The 15,387-nt window shown below is 65.5% G+C and carries 18 protein-coding genes and 1 pseudogene; 5 read left to right on the plus strand and 14 right to left on the minus strand.

Annotated features, from left to right (window positions below):
* Positions 1–2: 2 nt before the first annotated feature.
* Entirely contained in the window at positions 3–1,403 is a 1,401-nt protein-coding gene (locus MXA07_RS17080; protein ID WP_247729799.1) for a permease, read from the minus strand.
* Between the two features lie 9 nt (positions 1,404–1,412).
* Positions 1,413–1,781, minus strand: a complete 369-nt coding sequence (locus MXA07_RS17085; RefSeq protein WP_247729800.1) for an SHOCT domain-containing protein — start codon at positions 1,779–1,781, stop codon at positions 1,413–1,415.
* A 256-nt stretch (positions 1,782–2,037) separates the two neighbouring features.
* Here MXA07_RS17085 and MXA07_RS17090 point away from each other — a divergent pair, with 256 nt between their 5' ends.
* Entirely contained in the window at positions 2,038–2,235 is a 198-nt protein-coding gene (locus MXA07_RS17090; protein WP_247729801.1) for a CopZ family metallochaperone, read from the plus strand.
* Positions 2,236–2,279: 44 nt separating this feature from the next.
* Here the strand turns inward: MXA07_RS17090 and MXA07_RS18330 are convergent.
* From MXA07_RS18330 to MXA07_RS17105, 4 genes and pseudogenes are all read right to left on the minus strand, one after another.
* Positions 2,280–2,487 (minus strand): annotated as a pseudogene (locus MXA07_RS18330) (hypothetical protein).
* Between the two features lie 148 nt (positions 2,488–2,635).
* Positions 2,636–3,367, minus strand: a complete 732-nt coding sequence (locus tag MXA07_RS17095) for a hypothetical protein (protein WP_247729802.1) — start codon at positions 3,365–3,367, stop codon at positions 2,636–2,638.
* A complete protein-coding gene (locus MXA07_RS17100) occupies positions 3,364–4,137 on the minus strand; it encodes an ABC transporter permease (RefSeq protein WP_247729803.1) in 774 nt (257 codons plus the stop codon). The genes MXA07_RS17095 and MXA07_RS17100 overlap by 4 nt, the downstream gene beginning before the upstream one ends.
* Position 4,138: 1 nt before the next feature.
* Positions 4,139–4,798, minus strand: coding sequence for an ATP-binding cassette domain-containing protein (locus tag MXA07_RS17105; protein WP_247729804.1), 660 nt, complete (start codon positions 4,796–4,798; stop codon positions 4,139–4,141).
* A gap of 193 nt (positions 4,799–4,991) precedes the next feature.
* On the opposite strand from MXA07_RS17105, the gene MXA07_RS17110 reads away from it, so the two are divergent.
* Together MXA07_RS17110 and MXA07_RS18335 are read left to right on the plus strand one after the other, a co-directional pair.
* Complete coding sequence (locus tag MXA07_RS17110; RefSeq protein ID WP_247729805.1) at positions 4,992–5,510, plus strand: GbsR/MarR family transcriptional regulator; 519 nt, start codon at positions 4,992–4,994, stop codon at positions 5,508–5,510.
* 287 nt (positions 5,511–5,797) lie between these two features.
* Positions 5,798–5,884: a cation transporter gene (locus MXA07_RS18335; protein ID WP_425492231.1), complete on the plus strand. Its 87-nt coding sequence runs from the start codon at positions 5,798–5,800 to the stop codon at positions 5,882–5,884.
* A 230-nt stretch (positions 5,885–6,114) separates the two neighbouring features.
* Here MXA07_RS18335 and MXA07_RS17115 read toward each other — a convergent pair whose 3' ends face one another.
* The 4 genes from MXA07_RS17115 to MXA07_RS17130 form a co-directional block, all read right to left on the minus strand.
* Entirely contained in the window at positions 6,115–6,762 is a 648-nt protein-coding gene (locus MXA07_RS17115) for a CPBP family intramembrane glutamic endopeptidase (RefSeq protein ID WP_247729806.1), read from the minus strand.
* A 286-nt stretch (positions 6,763–7,048) separates the two neighbouring features.
* Positions 7,049–7,792 carry an HpcH/HpaI aldolase family protein gene (locus tag MXA07_RS17120; RefSeq protein ID WP_247729807.1) on the minus strand — a complete coding sequence of 248 codons (744 nt, stop codon included), beginning with the start codon at positions 7,790–7,792 and terminating at the stop codon, positions 7,049–7,051.
* 95 nt (positions 7,793–7,887) lie between these two features.
* On the minus strand, positions 7,888–8,235 hold the full coding sequence (locus tag MXA07_RS17125) for an AzlD domain-containing protein (RefSeq protein ID WP_247729808.1): 348 nt from the start codon (positions 8,233–8,235) through the stop codon (positions 7,888–7,890).
* The gene (locus tag MXA07_RS17130) at positions 8,232–8,933 is read right to left on the minus strand and encodes an AzlC family ABC transporter permease (protein ID WP_247729809.1); all 702 of its coding nucleotides are present in this window, start codon (positions 8,931–8,933) and stop codon (positions 8,232–8,234) included. Before MXA07_RS17130 ends, MXA07_RS17125 begins: the two co-directional genes overlap by 4 nt.
* Positions 8,934–9,106: 173 nt before the next feature.
* On the opposite strand from MXA07_RS17130, the gene MXA07_RS17135 reads away from it, so the two are divergent.
* Positions 9,107–9,685, plus strand: coding sequence for a hypothetical protein (locus MXA07_RS17135; RefSeq protein ID WP_247729810.1), 579 nt, complete (start codon positions 9,107–9,109; stop codon positions 9,683–9,685).
* 303 nt (positions 9,686–9,988) lie between these two features.
* Here MXA07_RS17135 and MXA07_RS17140 read toward each other — a convergent pair whose 3' ends face one another.
* On the minus strand, positions 9,989–11,704 hold the full coding sequence (locus MXA07_RS17140; protein ID WP_247729811.1) for a multicopper oxidase family protein: 1,716 nt from the start codon (positions 11,702–11,704) through the stop codon (positions 9,989–9,991).
* 441 nt (positions 11,705–12,145) lie between these two features.
* Here MXA07_RS17140 and MXA07_RS17145 point away from each other — a divergent pair, with 441 nt between their 5' ends.
* Positions 12,146–13,249, plus strand: a complete 1,104-nt coding sequence (locus MXA07_RS17145) for an acyltransferase (protein ID WP_247729812.1) — start codon at positions 12,146–12,148, stop codon at positions 13,247–13,249.
* 121 nt (positions 13,250–13,370) lie between these two features.
* On the opposite strand, the gene MXA07_RS17150 is transcribed toward MXA07_RS17145, so the two are convergent.
* The 3 genes from MXA07_RS17150 to MXA07_RS17160 form a co-directional block, all read right to left on the minus strand.
* The gene (locus MXA07_RS17150; protein ID WP_247729813.1) at positions 13,371–13,709 is read right to left on the minus strand and encodes a cupin domain-containing protein; all 339 of its coding nucleotides are present in this window, start codon (positions 13,707–13,709) and stop codon (positions 13,371–13,373) included.
* 127 nt (positions 13,710–13,836) lie between these two features.
* Complete coding sequence (locus MXA07_RS17155; protein ID WP_247729814.1) at positions 13,837–14,892, minus strand: Glu/Leu/Phe/Val dehydrogenase family protein; 1,056 nt, start codon at positions 14,890–14,892, stop codon at positions 13,837–13,839.
* Between the two features lie 155 nt (positions 14,893–15,047).
* Entirely contained in the window at positions 15,048–15,290 is a 243-nt protein-coding gene (locus tag MXA07_RS17160) for a hypothetical protein (RefSeq protein WP_247729815.1), read from the minus strand.
* Positions 15,291–15,387: the final 97 nt, after the last annotated feature.

Raw genomic sequence — 15,387 nt, forward strand, 5'->3', positions numbered from 1 at the left:
AATCAGTGGTGGTCGTGTCCGCCGGTGGCTGCCCCCGAAGCGACGGGTTCGATCTGATCAAACTCGCCGGGCATCTCCTCGAACCGACGCTTGCACGCGTTCGAGCAGAAGTGGTACGTCTCGCCGTCACGGGTCACAGTCGGTCCAGAATCATCGGTCCGCATCCCGCAGACTGGATCGCGATACTGACCGGGAGCCCCGAGGCCCCGACGGTAGACAAAGAGAAGGAACCCGGAGAGCGCGAACGCGATCAGGTTGAGGTAGAACGTGTAGTTCAGTTCGAAGTACGTTTGCTCGGACGCGGTCGTCCCACCGGCGAGGTTGGGGACGATGCCGAGCGCGTCGAACAGCTGTTCCATGAGAAAGCCCGTGAAGGCCATCGTCACGAAGAAGACGCCGAGGATGTAGGCCATCACCGTCAGGCCGTAGTACTTGCGGTAGACGTTGAGGACGGGGATCGTGATCAGGTCGGCGTAGACGAAGGCGATGACGCCGGCGAAGCTGACGCCGCCGCCCCATAGCGCGACGGCGAAGGGGACGTTCCCCATGCTCCCGACGAAACTGAGGACGGCGATGGCCACGCCCATGACGGCGTTCTCCGCGCTCGCGAGCAACCCGTCGCCCTGGAGGAACAGCGAGTTCCAGACCCACTGCGGGACGAAGACGATGACGAACCCGGAGATGAGGAAGCCAGCGATGACGTCCTTGTAGAGCATCGACCACTCCTTGCGGTACTGGTTGCCGATCTTGTACCAGCCGCCCCACGACAGGAGTTCGTCGCGCCAGCCACCGGTGCTGGCCGCTTCCTGCCGGTAGGTCTCCACGCAGCCCTCCGAGCAGAATTTGAGCGTCTCCCCGCCGTCGGTGACGATGGAATGCTCGTCGTTGCCTTCCATTCCGCAGGTTGGATCCTCGCTGACGCCGTGCTCGTGGTCGCGCTCGTTCAGTTCCTCTCGGACGTCCTCGAAGAGATTCTCGGGCAGGGTCAGGTGGACGATGACCGCCATCACCGCGATGAGGATCACGCCGCCGAGCAGTTCGGCGACGAGGAACTCCCAGCCAAGCAGGATGAGGATCATCAGCCCGAGTTCGACGATGAGGTTCGTCGAGGCGAACATGAACGCGAGGAAGTTCACGACGTGGGCACCTTTTTTGAAGAGCCCCCTGCCGATGGCGACGGCGCCGAAGCTACAGCCGCTGCTAGCAGCCCCGAACAGCGTCGCTTTCGTCAGGCCGGCGACGTCGCCCTCACCGAGGACGGACGCCATCCGCTCCTTGGAGACGTAGACCTGGACGAGGCTGGTGATCACCAGCCCCATGATGATCGCCCACGCCGCCGTCCAGAGGAAGCCGACGCCGATCCGCAGCGCCTCGAACGCCTGGGGGAGGAGTTCGGCCTGCATCGTTCGGCCCTACCGGTCCGATTCGAGTCGTTCGCGACGCCGTTCGAACTCCTCGTCGTCGATTTCGCCCCGAGCGTAGGCGGATCGGAGCTCTTCGAGGGCTGGATCGGTCGATTTCGACCGAGACCTCAGGGCCCGATAGCCGAGGTACCCGGCACCGACGAGGAGCGCCAGGAACAGCAGTTGCATTACAGCCCAGACGACGAACATCCAGCCCGGTACCACGTCGCCGGCTCCCCACATCGGGTGCCCCCAGTCACCACCCATTGTGGGGCCCATCATACCGAATCCCATCGCAAACGCTGGAAGGATGAAAAGCACCACGATGATTGCGAGGGCGATCCAGACGAGTTGCCGGTCCGTCGTATCGGGAGTCATGGCCATCACCGTCGAGTCGCGTCGAAACGCGATCTCTACCTGTACGTACGGGAGCATCGTTCAATGCCGTTGTCCTTCGGGGAGTAAACTAATCCGGCCTCCAGCTATTGTAATCGAAACCTTCTGTCGCTGAGACATCGGGATCGAGCGTTGGATGTGAGTCAGTTGGCCCCGAACCGACCGATTCGATAGCCGGCACGCACTTCAGTTTCGAAGGCACAATCGAGAAAGTCCGCCGGGACGTAGATGGGGTACCATGTCCAGAACGCTAACCGTCGAAGGGATGAGCTGTGGCCACTGCGAGCAGACCGTCGAGGAGGCCCTCGAAGGCGTCGCCGGGGTGAACGGTGTGACGGCCGATCGCGAGAGCGATCAGGCGACAGTCGAGGGCGACGCCGACCCGGACGACCTCGTCGCTGCCGTCGAAGACGCCGGGTACGACGCGAGCGCCTGACGACGAGATGCAGTACGACTCGACGACCGAGCTACCATCCGTCGTTACTCGGGCGACCACTCGCACGCGTCGCCGGCGGTGAGGCCGTTCTCTTCGACGGACGCCGACAAGCACGCGTAGTTGCAGAAGTACGTCGGCGAGCCACAGTCGTCGGTGCAATCGCGGACGCAAATGGGCTCGTGGTCGAAGATTCGGGACTGGCAGCACGCACAGGTCTGGCCCTTCGTCGGGGCTCAAGACGGTGGTCGACATGGGCGGTAGTACGTCGGCGGTCCAGGAAATCGGTTCGCGTACTGCGGACGGTCGAGACGACGAGGAGACCGCTCACGCCTCGGCATCGCGAACACCATCATCAGACCGGCCGCGGCTCGATCGGCCGGCACCGTATCGTCGTGGAGAATCAGGTGACGGTCATCCGGCGATAGAATGCGCCGGTCGTGATGGCGGTGAGGACGCCGAGGTAGAGGAGCGTCCAGCCGACCGATGCAATCTCGACGGTGCCGGTGAAACCGGCTTCCATTGCGACGCGAAGTGGGTAGTGACCGGGGAGGAATTGGGCGGCGGGTGGCGGGTTCGTTGCGAGGGGGTTCTGGAAGATGAAGAGGTCGATCATCGAGCCGAAGAGGATGAGGTAGACGCCAGTGATGCGCGCAAGCAGGACGCCTGCGAGCACGCCGACCATCCCGTAGACGAGTGCCGTGAGACCCGTACCGAGGACGAACCAGCCGACGTGTTCCGGTTCGAACGCGGTGAGCATCACGCCGACGGAGACGACGGTAGCGACGGCCGCGACGCCGAGGAGAAGGCCGACGCGAGCGAGGACGACCTGGTGGGCGCGGTAGCCGGCGACGACGAGCCGCGAGTCAGCGACTGCCGAGCTGTGCATCAGGAACAGCCCGGTAATGCCCGACAGCAACGCCGCGGTCATTGGGGTGGTGAACGCTGGAAATGCCTCGTCGAGCGGCGTCCGCACGACTTCGCCACCCAGGTGGACGACGGCAGTTCCCTCGGGCGCGACGAGCGTGAACAGGTAGATGACGTAGGCGGGGGCGAACACGAGGAGTGCCAGGAGTAACGGCGTCCGACGCAGTTCCGTCGCCCCACTTCGGAGAGCGGTGCCGACGCGAGTCACGCTGACCCTCCGTTCGACGTGAGCCAGCCATTCCCAGCCGTGTGGCCGTAGGCGACGAACGCGATGACGAGTAATCCGAGTACCCAGCCGAGTGCGGGGAGGAGGTGGCCCGATGCAACTTCGCCGTCCAGCACTGCGTTGACGAAGAGTTCGTGAGAATGAAACAGTGGAACGAAGCCGGTCACACCTATCTCACCGACGAGGGGGAGCGTCGTCGATGCGTCGATCGGGAAGAGCCCTGACGAGAGGGCGTTGTCGATGTCGGCCATGAACACGAGGACGATCGAGCCTTCGAGTTCTCGCGGGACGAGCGTCCCGACGATCACCCCCATCAGTCCGTAAATGAGAGCGGCGAGGACGAGGAAACCGAACGCGAGCGCGGGGGCAGCGACCTCGACGGTGTCGATGAGCGTGGCGAGGGCGACGGTTGCGCCGGCGACCGCGACGATGAGCATTGTGAGGAGGCGCGTCGCGAGGAGTTCCCACCGGGGGAAGCCGGCGATGACGGCGCGTTCGTCACCGCGACGAGCACTGATGACCTGGAAGAGGCCGACGAGGCCGGCGAGAAACGCGACGGCAAACAGCGTCCCGGTCATGCGGCCGACGGTCGCTGGATCCGCACCGAGGGTGGGGAGTTGTGGGAACGATTTCACGGCGACGCCGTACATTTCGATGACGATCGGCGGGAGGGCGAGCAGCATGACCAGCGTGAGGGGCTGGCGAGCGAGTTCGGTAACACGGAGTCGGGTGACGGTCGTGAGGCGGCTCATGTCATCCCTCCTGCTCTGCGGCTTCGTCGGGGTCGGTCGGGGTCTGTGCACCGTGTACTGAATCCCTGGTCTGTCGTGGGACGGCCGCTTGCTCGGAGAGGGTTCCGTCTTCGAGTTCGAGGATGCGATCGAAGCGTTCGCGTTCGCTGATGAGGTGCGAGATGATGGCGATCGTGGTGCCGTTCTCGACGAGGGAGTCTGTGAGGTTCCAGAACGCGAGGTAGGTTTCCCAGTCGAAGCCGGTGTAGGGTTCGTCGAGGAGTAGCAGGTCGGGTTCGTGGAGGAGCGCGATGGCGAGATTGACTTTCTGTCGGTTGCCACCCGAAAGATGGTCGACGCGGTACTCGAGGAACTCGTCGAAGTCGAGGCGGTCGGCGAGTGCGTCGCGGCGATCCACGACGCGTTCGTCGTGGAGGTCGTAGGCTTCACCGAACAGGTCGAAACTCTCCGCGACGGTGAGCCGATCGTACAGGAGCGTCTCCTGCGGACACCATCCGATCGTTCCGTCTCGCGTGACGTGGCCGGCGTCGGCCTGAAGCGCGCCGACGAGGATCTTCATCAACGTCGACTTGCCGGAGCCGTTGCCGCCGACGATCCCGACGATTTCGCCCTCGGTGAGTGTGACGTCCGCGCCGGTCAGGACCTCGACTGAACGACCCACGAAGGGGACCAGGGACTGGTAGGTCTTTACGAGACCAGTGGCTTCGAGAACGACTGAGCCATCGACGTCGCCGTTAGAGGTCGGTTTGTCCAACATATTCGGAATTATCCGAATATTCGGATCGAAACGTATTATGCCTTACGCTGGCTACAAACGACTAATGAGTGACACCGATCCGGAAACCGAGTTCGACGTGAGCGAGGACGTCGAAACGGCGCGGGAAACAGTCATCGAGGCAATGGAGAGATCCGCCGACATTTACGGGTTAAATCGAAGCTACGGTCGCCTGTACGGACTCCTCTACTTCGCCGACGAACCGGTATCCCTCGATACACTCGTCGAGGAGAGTGGCTATGCGAAGTCGACGGTGAGCACTGCAATGCAAGACATGGAACGGCTGCACCTGGTCTACCGTCGATCCGTCCCGGGCGAAGGGAAGAAAGCGTTCTACGAAGCGGAGCGCAACTTCTGGGTGGTGGTTCAAGAGTTCCTCAGGCGGGAAGTCCAGCGCGAAATCTCGGTTATGACGAGCGCCCTGAACGAGGCCGAACAGTCCCTCACGGAAGCCGATGACCCGCAAGCGCAGGAAGATCTCGAAAAAGTTCGCGACCTGGGGCAGATGTACGAACGGAGTCAGCGTCTCGTGAATATTCTCACCGGGTCGTCCGTGGATCGACTCGCTGGCTTGCTCGATCGATTACGACGAGACTGATTCCGAGTTGTCGCCGATTGCAACGCTGCTAGTCGATTATAATCGTCATCGAGTCGCGATGGAACGCGATCGCTATCTAGAGAGACGGGTGCATCGTTCAATGCCATTGCCCTTCGAATAGGAAACTAATACGGCCCCAGCTAGTTACAATCGAAAGGACGTGTGGCGGTCACTTCGCGTTCGAGCGTCGGATGTGAGTCGATCGCATCGGAACGGCCCGAATCGAGACCCTGGTCCGACTCCGGTTTCGAAGGCGCAATCGAAAAAGTCCGCCGGTGCGTAAATAGATGTCCAGAACGCTAACCGTCGTAGGGATGACCTGCGGCCACTGCGAGCAAACCGTCGAGGAGGCGGGCTTCGACGCGAGCCCCTGACCGCGAGTGGCGTGACCCCGGTTCAACGTTGCAGGCGCGCGATACGGGACTCCCCGGCTGTTCGCCGAGCGGTTCGAATCCCATCGCGGGAGTCTCGCACCGCGTCTCGTGCGAACCAGTTCGACACAAGAGAATGCGGACAGTAGCGGGGCTCGAGCGGCCGGATCGGAGCGCCGGAAGGGACGGACGACCGGATGGCGAGCGCGCGAGAGTCGGGACGATCGCTCGGATCAGGTGTAGAAGTACGCGAGAACGCCGACGACGTCGATGAGAACGTGTCCGATCACGACGGGAAACAACGATCGGGTGCGAACGTACACGGCGGTGAAGAGTCCGGCGACGACGGCGATCTGCAGAACGGTCCCGGCCGGATACGAGGGAGCGTGTGCGACCGTGAACAGCCCCCAGGTGATGGTCCCCGCCAGGAGCGGCGTATATCCCGCATCGGTCAACCGTTCGATCGGATAGCCCCGGAAGAGCACCTCCTCCGTGACGCCCGCCGTGATCGCACTGAAGAGACCGACGGCCAGCGACGGGCGGGAGATCCCATCTCGAACCGGCAGTCCGAAGTTGCTGACGATCGAATCGGTGATCACGAACACGCCAACCCCGAGAACCACGATCGCGAGGATCCGCGCGGCGTCAATCAGTCGCGGGCGGCGGAGCCCGATCGAAGACAACGGTTGCTCCTCGAACCGTACCACGATCACGACGAGTATCAAGACGAGTAGCCACTTGACGAGATCTCCCTCGAGAGCCCCGATCTCGACGGGCAGGGCCGCGAGCACCGGCAACGCGAACAGTGCGAGTACGAGCCCGATCGCCGTCCACGGCCGTTCGAGTCCGTCGACGTCGTCCGGTAGCAACCCGGCGTTCATACGGTACAATTAATATGTTTTCTACATAATTCTTTGTTCGACCGCGGCGAGCGGCCGCCGAGGTCGACGGAGGCGACTCGCCCGCCGCTGGGATACGACGATCGGCAGTTGACGTCCTCCCACGCTGCGGCCGCGGACCGCTCCTCGTACAGCGGTACCGGCGGGTGGCACCCCCGCGAGCCGCTCGGTCGGACGAACGATGAACCGCCCGACTGCCAGTCCCCGGCGACGTCGAACGCGCGACCTCGCGGACAGCGGCGGTGACCGGCGACGCGAACCGCGGCGCTCAGCCGTCGAGAGCGCCCTCGACCGCGGACCCGATCAGTCCGGCGTCGGAGCCGTAGATAACGAAATCCATCTCCTCGCGGTAGGCCCGCACGTCCGCGGCCGCCGTCGCGAAGGTCCCGACGCCGACGTCCGCGGCGCGGGCGGCCTCGACGATGCGGTCGATCGCCGCGTCGAGTTCCGGGTCGGTCTTCGAGACGCCGAGCGAGAGCGAGAGGTCCGTCGGACCGATCATCAGCGCCGTGACGCGCTCGGCGTCGGCGATAGCATCGACGGTTTCGAGGCCGGCTTCGGTCTCGATCTGCGGGACGATTCCCAGTTCCTCGCGGACCCACTCGAAGTACGCCTCGCGGTCGCGCGCCCCGAACTCGCCCGCACGCGTCCCCATCGAGAGACTCCGGTCGTCCTCGTATTGGGTTTCCGCCAGGACGTTCCGCACGGCCGCCGGCGATTCGACCTGCGGGATCATCAGCGCGTGTGCCCCCGCGTCCAGGAAGCAGTTCACGAAGTCGAACTCCGTGGTCGCCAGCCTGACCATCACCCGGAGGCCGCCCGCGTCCGCGGCTCGAACGATCGATTCGACGGTTTCGAGGTCGACCGACGTGTGCTGGCGATCCACCACGAGAAAGTCGAGCGGTGACGCGCCGAGCGCCTCCGCCAGCGTCGGCGACTTACTCTTGAAGAACGTGCCGATCGAGGTCGGTCGGTCGGACAGCTGTGCGGTCATCGACTGGGGGTCGGCCATATCCCGAGTTGCGGGCGCCGGCGGATAAAGTCGCCGAGAGCGCACTCGCGACGCGGGATCGAGGAATTCCCACCGGACCCGCAGGCAACCGCGACTTACCAGATCAGCGCCGGTCCGAACCGGAGCAGCCAGAGGGTCCCCATGCCGACGGCGATCGTGTAGATGATGTCCTCGGTTCGCCAGGCGACCAGGGTGGCGATCATCGCCGCGACGAGGCGCTCGTCCAGCAGGGTCTCCGCGATCGACGGCCGGACCGTCACGACCGAAGGGACGACGAGCGCCGCGAGGACGGCCGCGGGGACGTATCGGAGAACGCGGGAGAGCCGCGGCGGGACCGAGTCGATCCGGCCGAACAGGTAGATGAACGAGAACCGGATCGCGTACGTGCAGAGACCGATCGCGACGATCGCGCTCCAGACACCCGCGTGCGACCACCCCGTCACGCGTCCCACCACGCGTCGACGGCCGCGCCGGCCGCGATCCCGATCAGGGCCGCGAGGGGCAGGTCGGCGTTCAACGGGACGCCGATCGTCGCGAGCACGAGGGTGCTGGCACCGGCGACCACGCCCGCGGCCGTCGTGCCCGCGTCTTTCAACGCCGGCACGAGCAACGAGAGAAACACCAGCGGCAACGCGAAGTCCAGTCCGAGCGCGTCCGGGACGCTCGCACCGAGGAGCGCGCCGACGACCGTCCCGAGCTGCCAGACGACCCAGATCGTCGCCCCGATGCCGAGGTAGTACCAGAGGCGGTGTCGCGCGTCGTTCGTCTCGTACTCCGTCACGGCCATCGCGTAGGCCTGGTCGGTCAACACGTAGGCGGCGAGTCCCCGAACGCGGAGGGAAAACGCCTGGAGATAGGGCGCGATCGACGCCGAGTACATCACCATCCGCACGTTGATGACGACCGCGGTGCCGACGACCACGAGAAACGGGGCGTTCGACCCGATGAGGTCGATCGCGGCCAACTGCGCGGCGCCGGCGAACACGACGGCGGACATCCCGGCGGCTTCCGTCACAGTCAACCCCGCTCCGATCGCGGTGATACCGGTGATCAGCGCGAACGGAACGAGCCCGACGACGATCGGACCCGCCGCGCGAACGCCGGCGATCAGATCGGGATGGAGTCGCTCGCGAAGGGGCATAGCCCGATCACGGTGGTGCACCCGTGAAACCGTACCGATTCGGCCCGGCCGGACCGCCCCGTCGGCCGGTCGCCCCGACTCCGGGCTCGATCGATCGACCAGCCCGACGCCACCGGCCCCCGCGCTGCACAGGCCGGGGACAGTCGTATTACGGGCGGACACAAACGGGTTCTATGAGGCTCGCGCACGTCTCGCTTCTCGAGAACTTCGGATATCGGTCCGTGCTCATTCACGGGATCATGGTGCTCGCGTTCGCCAACGCGGTGTTTCTCGGGCTGCTCGTCGGGGGGCAGGTCGGCGCGGTCGCGTTCGCCTCGCTCCTCGGGTTCACCGGCGGCCTCTGGATTAGCCAGTCGATCCACTCGCTGGGAACGGCGCCGACCACCGATTACGAGGGCGTGCTGAACGAACTCGTCGAACGGAGCGGGGTGAGAGAGACCAACCGAGCCATGTACCGATTCGGCCGCACCCTCACCCTCATCGCGGCGGTCACCGCGATATCGTTACTGACCTCCGCGCAGATCCTCTCGGGAGCGGTTCTCGCTGGCGGCGTGGTGGCCATCGGCGCGATCGCCGTCGTGACCGCCATCGTCGGGTTCATGATCGCGCTCGGCGCGTCCTACGACGAGGCCCAGCGAGGGACCGAAGACGCCTTCGAGGAGTCCGCGGACGCCATCGACGTCGAAGGTCCCCGGGACGCCGATCAGTACGAGGGCGACGCGGAAGCCGGTCGGGAGTCGCCGCGTTCGTAGGCGGGCCAGCGCTCCGCAGTCCTGAACCGGGCGGTGACGAGGCGGACCGCAGTCCGGGTCGCCGACCGGGTGACGAGGGCGCCGAGACCTCTCGAACGATGGCGAATCGGTCACTCGACTCCTCGCCCGGCCCATCAAGCGCGCGCCATCGGACCGGTCGGCGATCCGCGCGCCGGGGCGACACCGCTCCGCAAGGAACCTCGAACGGTTGCCGAAGTCCGTGGGGCTACCAACTCACAGCCCGAACGCGATACGATCGACCGACAGGACCGCCGGGTCGAGCGGCGGCGGTGCGGGTCCGCCTCAGGCCTCGTCCTGTTCGTCACCGTGCAGCGACATCCCGTCGTCGACGACCTCCATCGGTCGCATCATTTCGTGGTCTTCGTGTTCCAGGTTGTGGCAGTGGAACGGGAAGACGCCCGGATAGTCGCCGAACTCGACCGTCAGCTTGACTTCCTTTTCGGGCCGGATCATGACGGTGTCCTTCTCGCACAGCTGGTACGGTCGGGGATCGTTGAACTCCGGTCGGCCGAGGTCACGCGACCCCTCGACCCAGAAGCGCACCAGGTGCAGGTGCAGCGGGTGCGACATCATCGTCTCGTTCTTGATGATCCAGGTCTCGGTCGTCCCGAGTTGGGGCTCGTACTGGATCGGGTCGAACGTACTGCGGTCGTTGAGCCGGTGGACCATCGTCCCGTCGTCGAGCATCTCCATCTGCATCGTGACCTCGCGCTCCTGGGCGGTGTCGTCGGGGTCCGGCCGCTCGACGGTGGGGAAGTCGATGGCCTCCGGATCGGTGGACGGGTCCGAGACCGAGCCTTCCCGGACGTGGAACTGCATCACCTCGTCCAGATCCGGCGACGGACTGGCGGTGTTGGGGTTGTGGTGTTCGCCGTGCGGGAAGGGGAAGAGGGCGTGGTTCGTGACGGTGAACGTATCGCCCGCCCAGTCGGAGAAGTCGATCGTGAACTCGGCGCGTTCGAACGGCGCGATCAGCATGGTCCCGATGTCGCCGTAGGGACCGACGCCCACGACGTTCTCGAGGTAGCCGTGCCCGGTGGAGAACCACTTCATCGTCGGCACGTCGCCGTCATCTTGCGTCTCGTTTCGCAGCCTGAGCCCCCAGGTGCGGCCGTTCGAGGGGTTGAGCAATCGGAAGCGATAGCGGCGCGGTTCGACCTCCATGTACGGCCAGACCGCCCCGTTGACCAGCGCCTTCTCGCCGCCGTGGCTCGCGACGAACTCCTCGGGGTAGTAGATCGAACCGTCGTCGTTGAACGAGCGATCGACAAGGACGAGCGGGACGTCGTACTCGCCGCCGGGGAGCTGGCGCTCCGCGTCGTTGCGCTCGCGGATGAGATACGGCCCGATCAGTCCGGCGTGGTTGTTCAGCCGACTGATTCCGCGCGTGTGATCGTGGTAGGTCGTCGTCAGGCGCGTCTGCTGGTTCGGGAGGACCTGGACGTCCTTCGTACGACGCGGGCCGGTCTCGCCGTCGGGCGAGATCCACATGTCCGCCTGGCCGTCGTCTTCGTCGGGCACGTTGAGTCCGTGGAAGTGAATCGAATTGCGAACCTCCGGAACCGGCCCGTCGTGGTTGGGGTAGTTCTCCGTCGTGGTGCCGGCGATGCGTTCGTCGACGGTGAACAGGTGCTCGTTCGGCAGTGAACTGTTATCTATTCGCACCGCGAGCTGTCGACCGCGACGCCCGGCGATGACGGGACCAGGGAACTGGCCGTCGAAGCCCCACATCGTCGTCTCCGGGAGGTCCGGGTGGACCGACGTCGAGAACTCCTCGAGCGGAACCTCGTGCAAGGGACCGCCACCGTACCAGCCGTCCGGTTCGCGTACCTCGAGTCGCGGCAGGGGCTGAACGTACTTCTCGAGTTCCGGCCCCTCGTGATCGGTCGGCGAGGGGTCGATCGATCCGTCCTGGCCGGCGACGCCGTAGCCGGCGACCCCCGCCAGCGTCGTCGCGCCCCCGATCTCGATGAGGCGACGGCGCGAGAGCGGCGCCACTACCACCACCCCCTGCCGCGATCCGATCGGACGGCTGTGACACGGTCGTCCTCACGACGTTGTTCGGGATACGTGTGCACCATGATTTATACAGTATATTCGAACCTCAATTAATCTTTCTGTGGGTAATATTTCAAGTGGTGCGATCGGCGGCCACAGGGCGCACTACCGCATACGAGCCGACCGCGCCGGAAGTCCGACGGCAATGACGGAGTTGGCCAGCACCGCAGTCGCTCGATCCGAGTGGTTGGGTGGCACGCGCCGAGTACGGCCGCGATCCAGTCGACAACCGAACGGGCGGTTCACCGAAAACGCCCGACTCAGCGACGGTGCGGCCGTCGCCGATCGGCATCGTCGGACCACCGGACGACCGCGACCCGTGGTGTCTATCGGCTGATCAATCAGAAGAATTTTACACTCGTCTTGCGCGGATAGTAGTACATGGGGGAGCGAATCCACAGTATCGACACCCTGCGAGCGCTCACGATGGGGTTCATCGTGGCGCTCCACGCGGAAGCGTTCGAGGGCGTCGGGGACTGGGGAAACGCCGTCTACTTCGGACTCGACGCGGTCGGTCGCTTCGCCGTCCCCTTCTTCTTCCTGACGGCCGGCTACCTCTTCGCGAAGAAACACGAGGCGATGCCCGGCTACGCGGAGCAATACCTCTCGCGGATCGCGTCGATCTACGGCTTCGCGGTGTGTCTGTACGTCCCGCTCTTCGTGGCCACGATGACCGTGACCGCCGTGCGAGGCGGTGGCGCGCCAGGAACCGCCGCGCTCACGGCGGTGACCACGGCGCTGTCCCCGATCGACCTCCTCTACTACGGCGACTCGATGGTCTATCACCTGTGGTTCCTCCCCGCCCTCGTCGTCTCCGTCGCACTCGTCTACGCGTTCGTGCGGGCCGGATTGTCCCGCTACCTGCTCCCGATCGCGTTCGCCATCCACCTCGTCGGCCTCACCGGCGAGAGCTATACGATGATCGCGAACCTCCCGATCGAGACCCGTGACGGCCTCTTCTTCGGGTTCTTCTACACCAGTCTCGGCTACGCGATCCGGTCGAACGGCTGGGAGCCGGGTCCGGACCGCCGTCGCCTGTTCGCCGGACTGACCGTCCTCGGGGCGCTCGCACACGCGGTCGAACGCTACGCGCTCGGCTACGTCGTCACCGACGCGACGATCGCCGGGTCAGTCTACACGCCCGAGTACACGCTGGTAACGGTCTTCTACTCCGTCGCCCTCTTCGGGTTCGTCCTCTCGTACCCCTCGCTCGGCCGCGCCAGCGGCGTCTCGACGCTCGGCCGATACGCCGTCTGGATCTACATCGTGCACCCGATCGTCCTCTTCGCGCTCGGCGGCGTCGCCGGATACGCCGGCGTGGCTTCGGCCCCCGTGGCCGTGCGGGTGGCCTGGCACCTCGCCGTCACGCCGGTCGCCTACGCTGGTTCGCTCGCGGGAGTCCTCCTGGTCACCGCCGCTCGGCCGGTCGAACGCGTCCAGACCGCGGGGAGCATCCTTCGACGGCGGACGAGAACGGGCCCGTGAATCGGTCCGCCGGTCGGCCGGAATTTTCGCTCCGGCAGGTCCCTGCACCCGTCGATGACGCAGCCGTTAGATGCCCATCACGTCCGCACAATGAGACCGCCGACCGCCTCCGGAACGGACGTTACAGCGGTGCCCCCGCCAGCACCAGCGTCGCGGGCTCCGACCCGGTGTTCTCGAGCTGCCGGCGTTCCTCGGGATCGAGGCGGATCGCCTCGCCCGCCTCCAGCGTGACCGTCTCCGGCTCGAGATCGACGGCGACCGTGCCGTCGACCACGTAGTAGACCTCTTCCTGTCCGGTCTCGGACTCGTCGTGCGGTTTCCCGGCCTGCCCAGCCTCGAGTTCGAGAACCGTCACGCCGAGGTGGTCGGTGTCGAGCGCGTCCTTCAGGAACCACATGCCGCCTGCCTCATCGGGAATCACCGACTCGACGTCGCTCGTCGCGGCTGTATCGTAGCCCATGGTCGCAGGTACGTGAACGCCCCACCTAAACGCTCGGGATCCGATTATCGGTGCCCCTGGTCCGGACGTGACATCGCCTGCGACCGGCCGTGCGATCCCGGTTTGACGGGCACACTGGACCGGCCGATCAGTCGAACGACGCCGGCGTCGCCCGGTCGGCGGCCTCGATGCGCTCTCGGGCGTAGGCCTCCGCGGCGTCCAGAACGGTCATCTCCGAGCCGTCGGCGCGTTCGAGCATGGTCTCGAGCCGGTCGCCGATCGCCCGGGCCTTGGCCATCGCGTCCTCGCGCGTGCCGCCGTGGTACTCCTCCGCGACGGTGATGAGCCCGCCCGCGTTGATCACGTAGTCGGGCACGTAACGGATATCCCGATCGGCGAGCGCGTCGGCGTGGCGCCGCTCGGCGAGGATGTTGTTCGCGGCACCGGCGACGATATCACAGGCGAGGCGCGGGATCGTCTCGTCGTTCACGACGCCGCCGATCGCACACGGCGCGAAGACGTCGCAGGACTCGTCGTAGACCGCGTCTGGGTCGACGACGTCGACGTCGTAGGACTCGCGAATCGAGGCGAGGTTCTCCTGACTGATGTCGGAGACCGTCACCGACGCACCGCGTTCGACCAGCTGGCCGGTCAGGGCCGACCCGACCTTGCCGAGCCCCTGGACGACGACGGAGACGTCCTCCAGGGAGTCCGTGCCGTACTCGAATTCGACCGCGGTCTCGATCCCACGACGGACGCCGGTGGCCGTGATCGGCGACGGATCGCCGAGACCGTCCGCCCGGCCGGCGACGTACTCCGTCTCCGTCGCGATGACCTCCATGTCGGGAACCGAGGAGTTGACGTCGACGGAGGTGATGTAACGTCCGCCCATCGCCTCGACTGCGCGGCCGTAGGCCCGCAGGAGGGCGTCGGTCTTGATCGACTCGTGGTCGCCGACGATGACGGCCTTGGCTCCGCCCAGATCGAGGTCGGCCGCCGCGGCCTTCATCGTCATCGCCTTCGACAGGCGCAGGACGTCCGACAGGGCGTCGTCCTCCGTCTCGTAGTCGAGGATTCGCGTGCCGCCCAGGCCGGGGCCCAGCGTGGTATCGTGAACCGCGATAATGGCCTGAAGCCCCGTCTCCGGATCGGCGAAGTACGAAACCTGTTCGTGCCCGCCCTCGGACACCGCGTCGAACACCATGGCAGAACCTACGGGTGCTGGCTGAAAATTCTACCTCTTCGGCCACACTGACGACCGAATTACCGCGATTGTGGTCACCGTGCGATCGAGGGGGACACGGCCGAACCGCCTTCGGCCCACTCCGCACGCGGTTGGGTAACTGTGCCAACCCCGCCTCACAGGTCGGTATCGTCGCGGTCTCGACGGGTGTTCTTCCGGACCTTGCCGATGTATTCTTTCTTCGAGAGCGACCCGTTCTTGTACGCGACGGCCCAGTCAGGGTTGGCGATCGCCGACCCGCGTCCGTCGGCCTGGGGAAGCTCGAAGTCGATGTGGATGCGGCCGACCGCCGACTGAAACTGCCTGTCGTCCGTAATCGCCACGCTTACCGCCTCGAGAACCGTTTCCAGGTCGTTCACGAGTTCCGGTCCCCCGGCCGCCGCCGAGGTGAACGTGATCCGACAGGCCGACCGGTCGTACGCGATCGTGAGTTGCTCGATGCCGTCCGTTCCGACG

The organism is Halovivax limisalsi (genome assembly GCF_023093535.1).
Taxonomy (GTDB): Archaea; Halobacteriota; Halobacteria; order Halobacteriales; family Natrialbaceae; genus Halovivax; species Halovivax limisalsi.

What these genes read in the sequence shown, in the direction of transcription:
- MXA07_RS17080 (WP_247729799.1), bottom strand. Translation starts at nt 1,403, where the DNA reads ATGCAGGCCGAACTCCTCCCCCAGGCGTTCGAGGCGCTGCGGATCGGC.
- MXA07_RS17130 (WP_247729809.1), bottom strand. Translation starts at nt 8,933, where the DNA reads ATGCCCCTTCGCGAGCGACTCCATCCCGATCTGATCGCCGGCGTTCGC.
- MXA07_RS17100 (WP_247729803.1), bottom strand. Translation starts at nt 4,137, where the DNA reads ATGAGCCGCCTCACGACCGTCACCCGACTCCGTGTTACCGAACTCGCT.
- MXA07_RS17150 (WP_247729813.1), bottom strand. Translation starts at nt 13,709, where the DNA reads ATGGGCTACGATACAGCCGCGACGAGCGACGTCGAGTCGGTGATTCCC.
- MXA07_RS17090 (WP_247729801.1), top strand. Translation starts at nt 2,038, where the DNA reads ATGTCCAGAACGCTAACCGTCGAAGGGATGAGCTGTGGCCACTGCGAG.
- MXA07_RS17115 (WP_247729806.1), bottom strand. Translation starts at nt 6,762, where the DNA reads ATGAACGCCGGGTTGCTACCGGACGACGTCGACGGACTCGAACGGCCG.
- MXA07_RS17085 (WP_247729800.1), bottom strand. Translation starts at nt 1,781, where the DNA reads ATGACTCCCGATACGACGGACCGGCAACTCGTCTGGATCGCCCTCGCA.
- MXA07_RS17155 (WP_247729814.1), bottom strand. Translation starts at nt 14,892, where the DNA reads ATGGTGTTCGACGCGGTGTCCGAGGGCGGGCACGAACAGGTTTCGTAC.
- MXA07_RS17135 (WP_247729810.1), top strand. Translation starts at nt 9,107, where the DNA reads ATGAGGCTCGCGCACGTCTCGCTTCTCGAGAACTTCGGATATCGGTCC.
- MXA07_RS17120 (WP_247729807.1), bottom strand. Translation starts at nt 7,792, where the DNA reads ATGGCCGACCCCCAGTCGATGACCGCACAGCTGTCCGACCGACCGACC.
- MXA07_RS18335 (WP_425492231.1), top strand. Translation starts at nt 5,798, where the DNA reads ATGTCCAGAACGCTAACCGTCGTAGGGATGACCTGCGGCCACTGCGAG.
- MXA07_RS17145 (WP_247729812.1), top strand. Translation starts at nt 12,146, where the DNA reads ATGGGGGAGCGAATCCACAGTATCGACACCCTGCGAGCGCTCACGATG.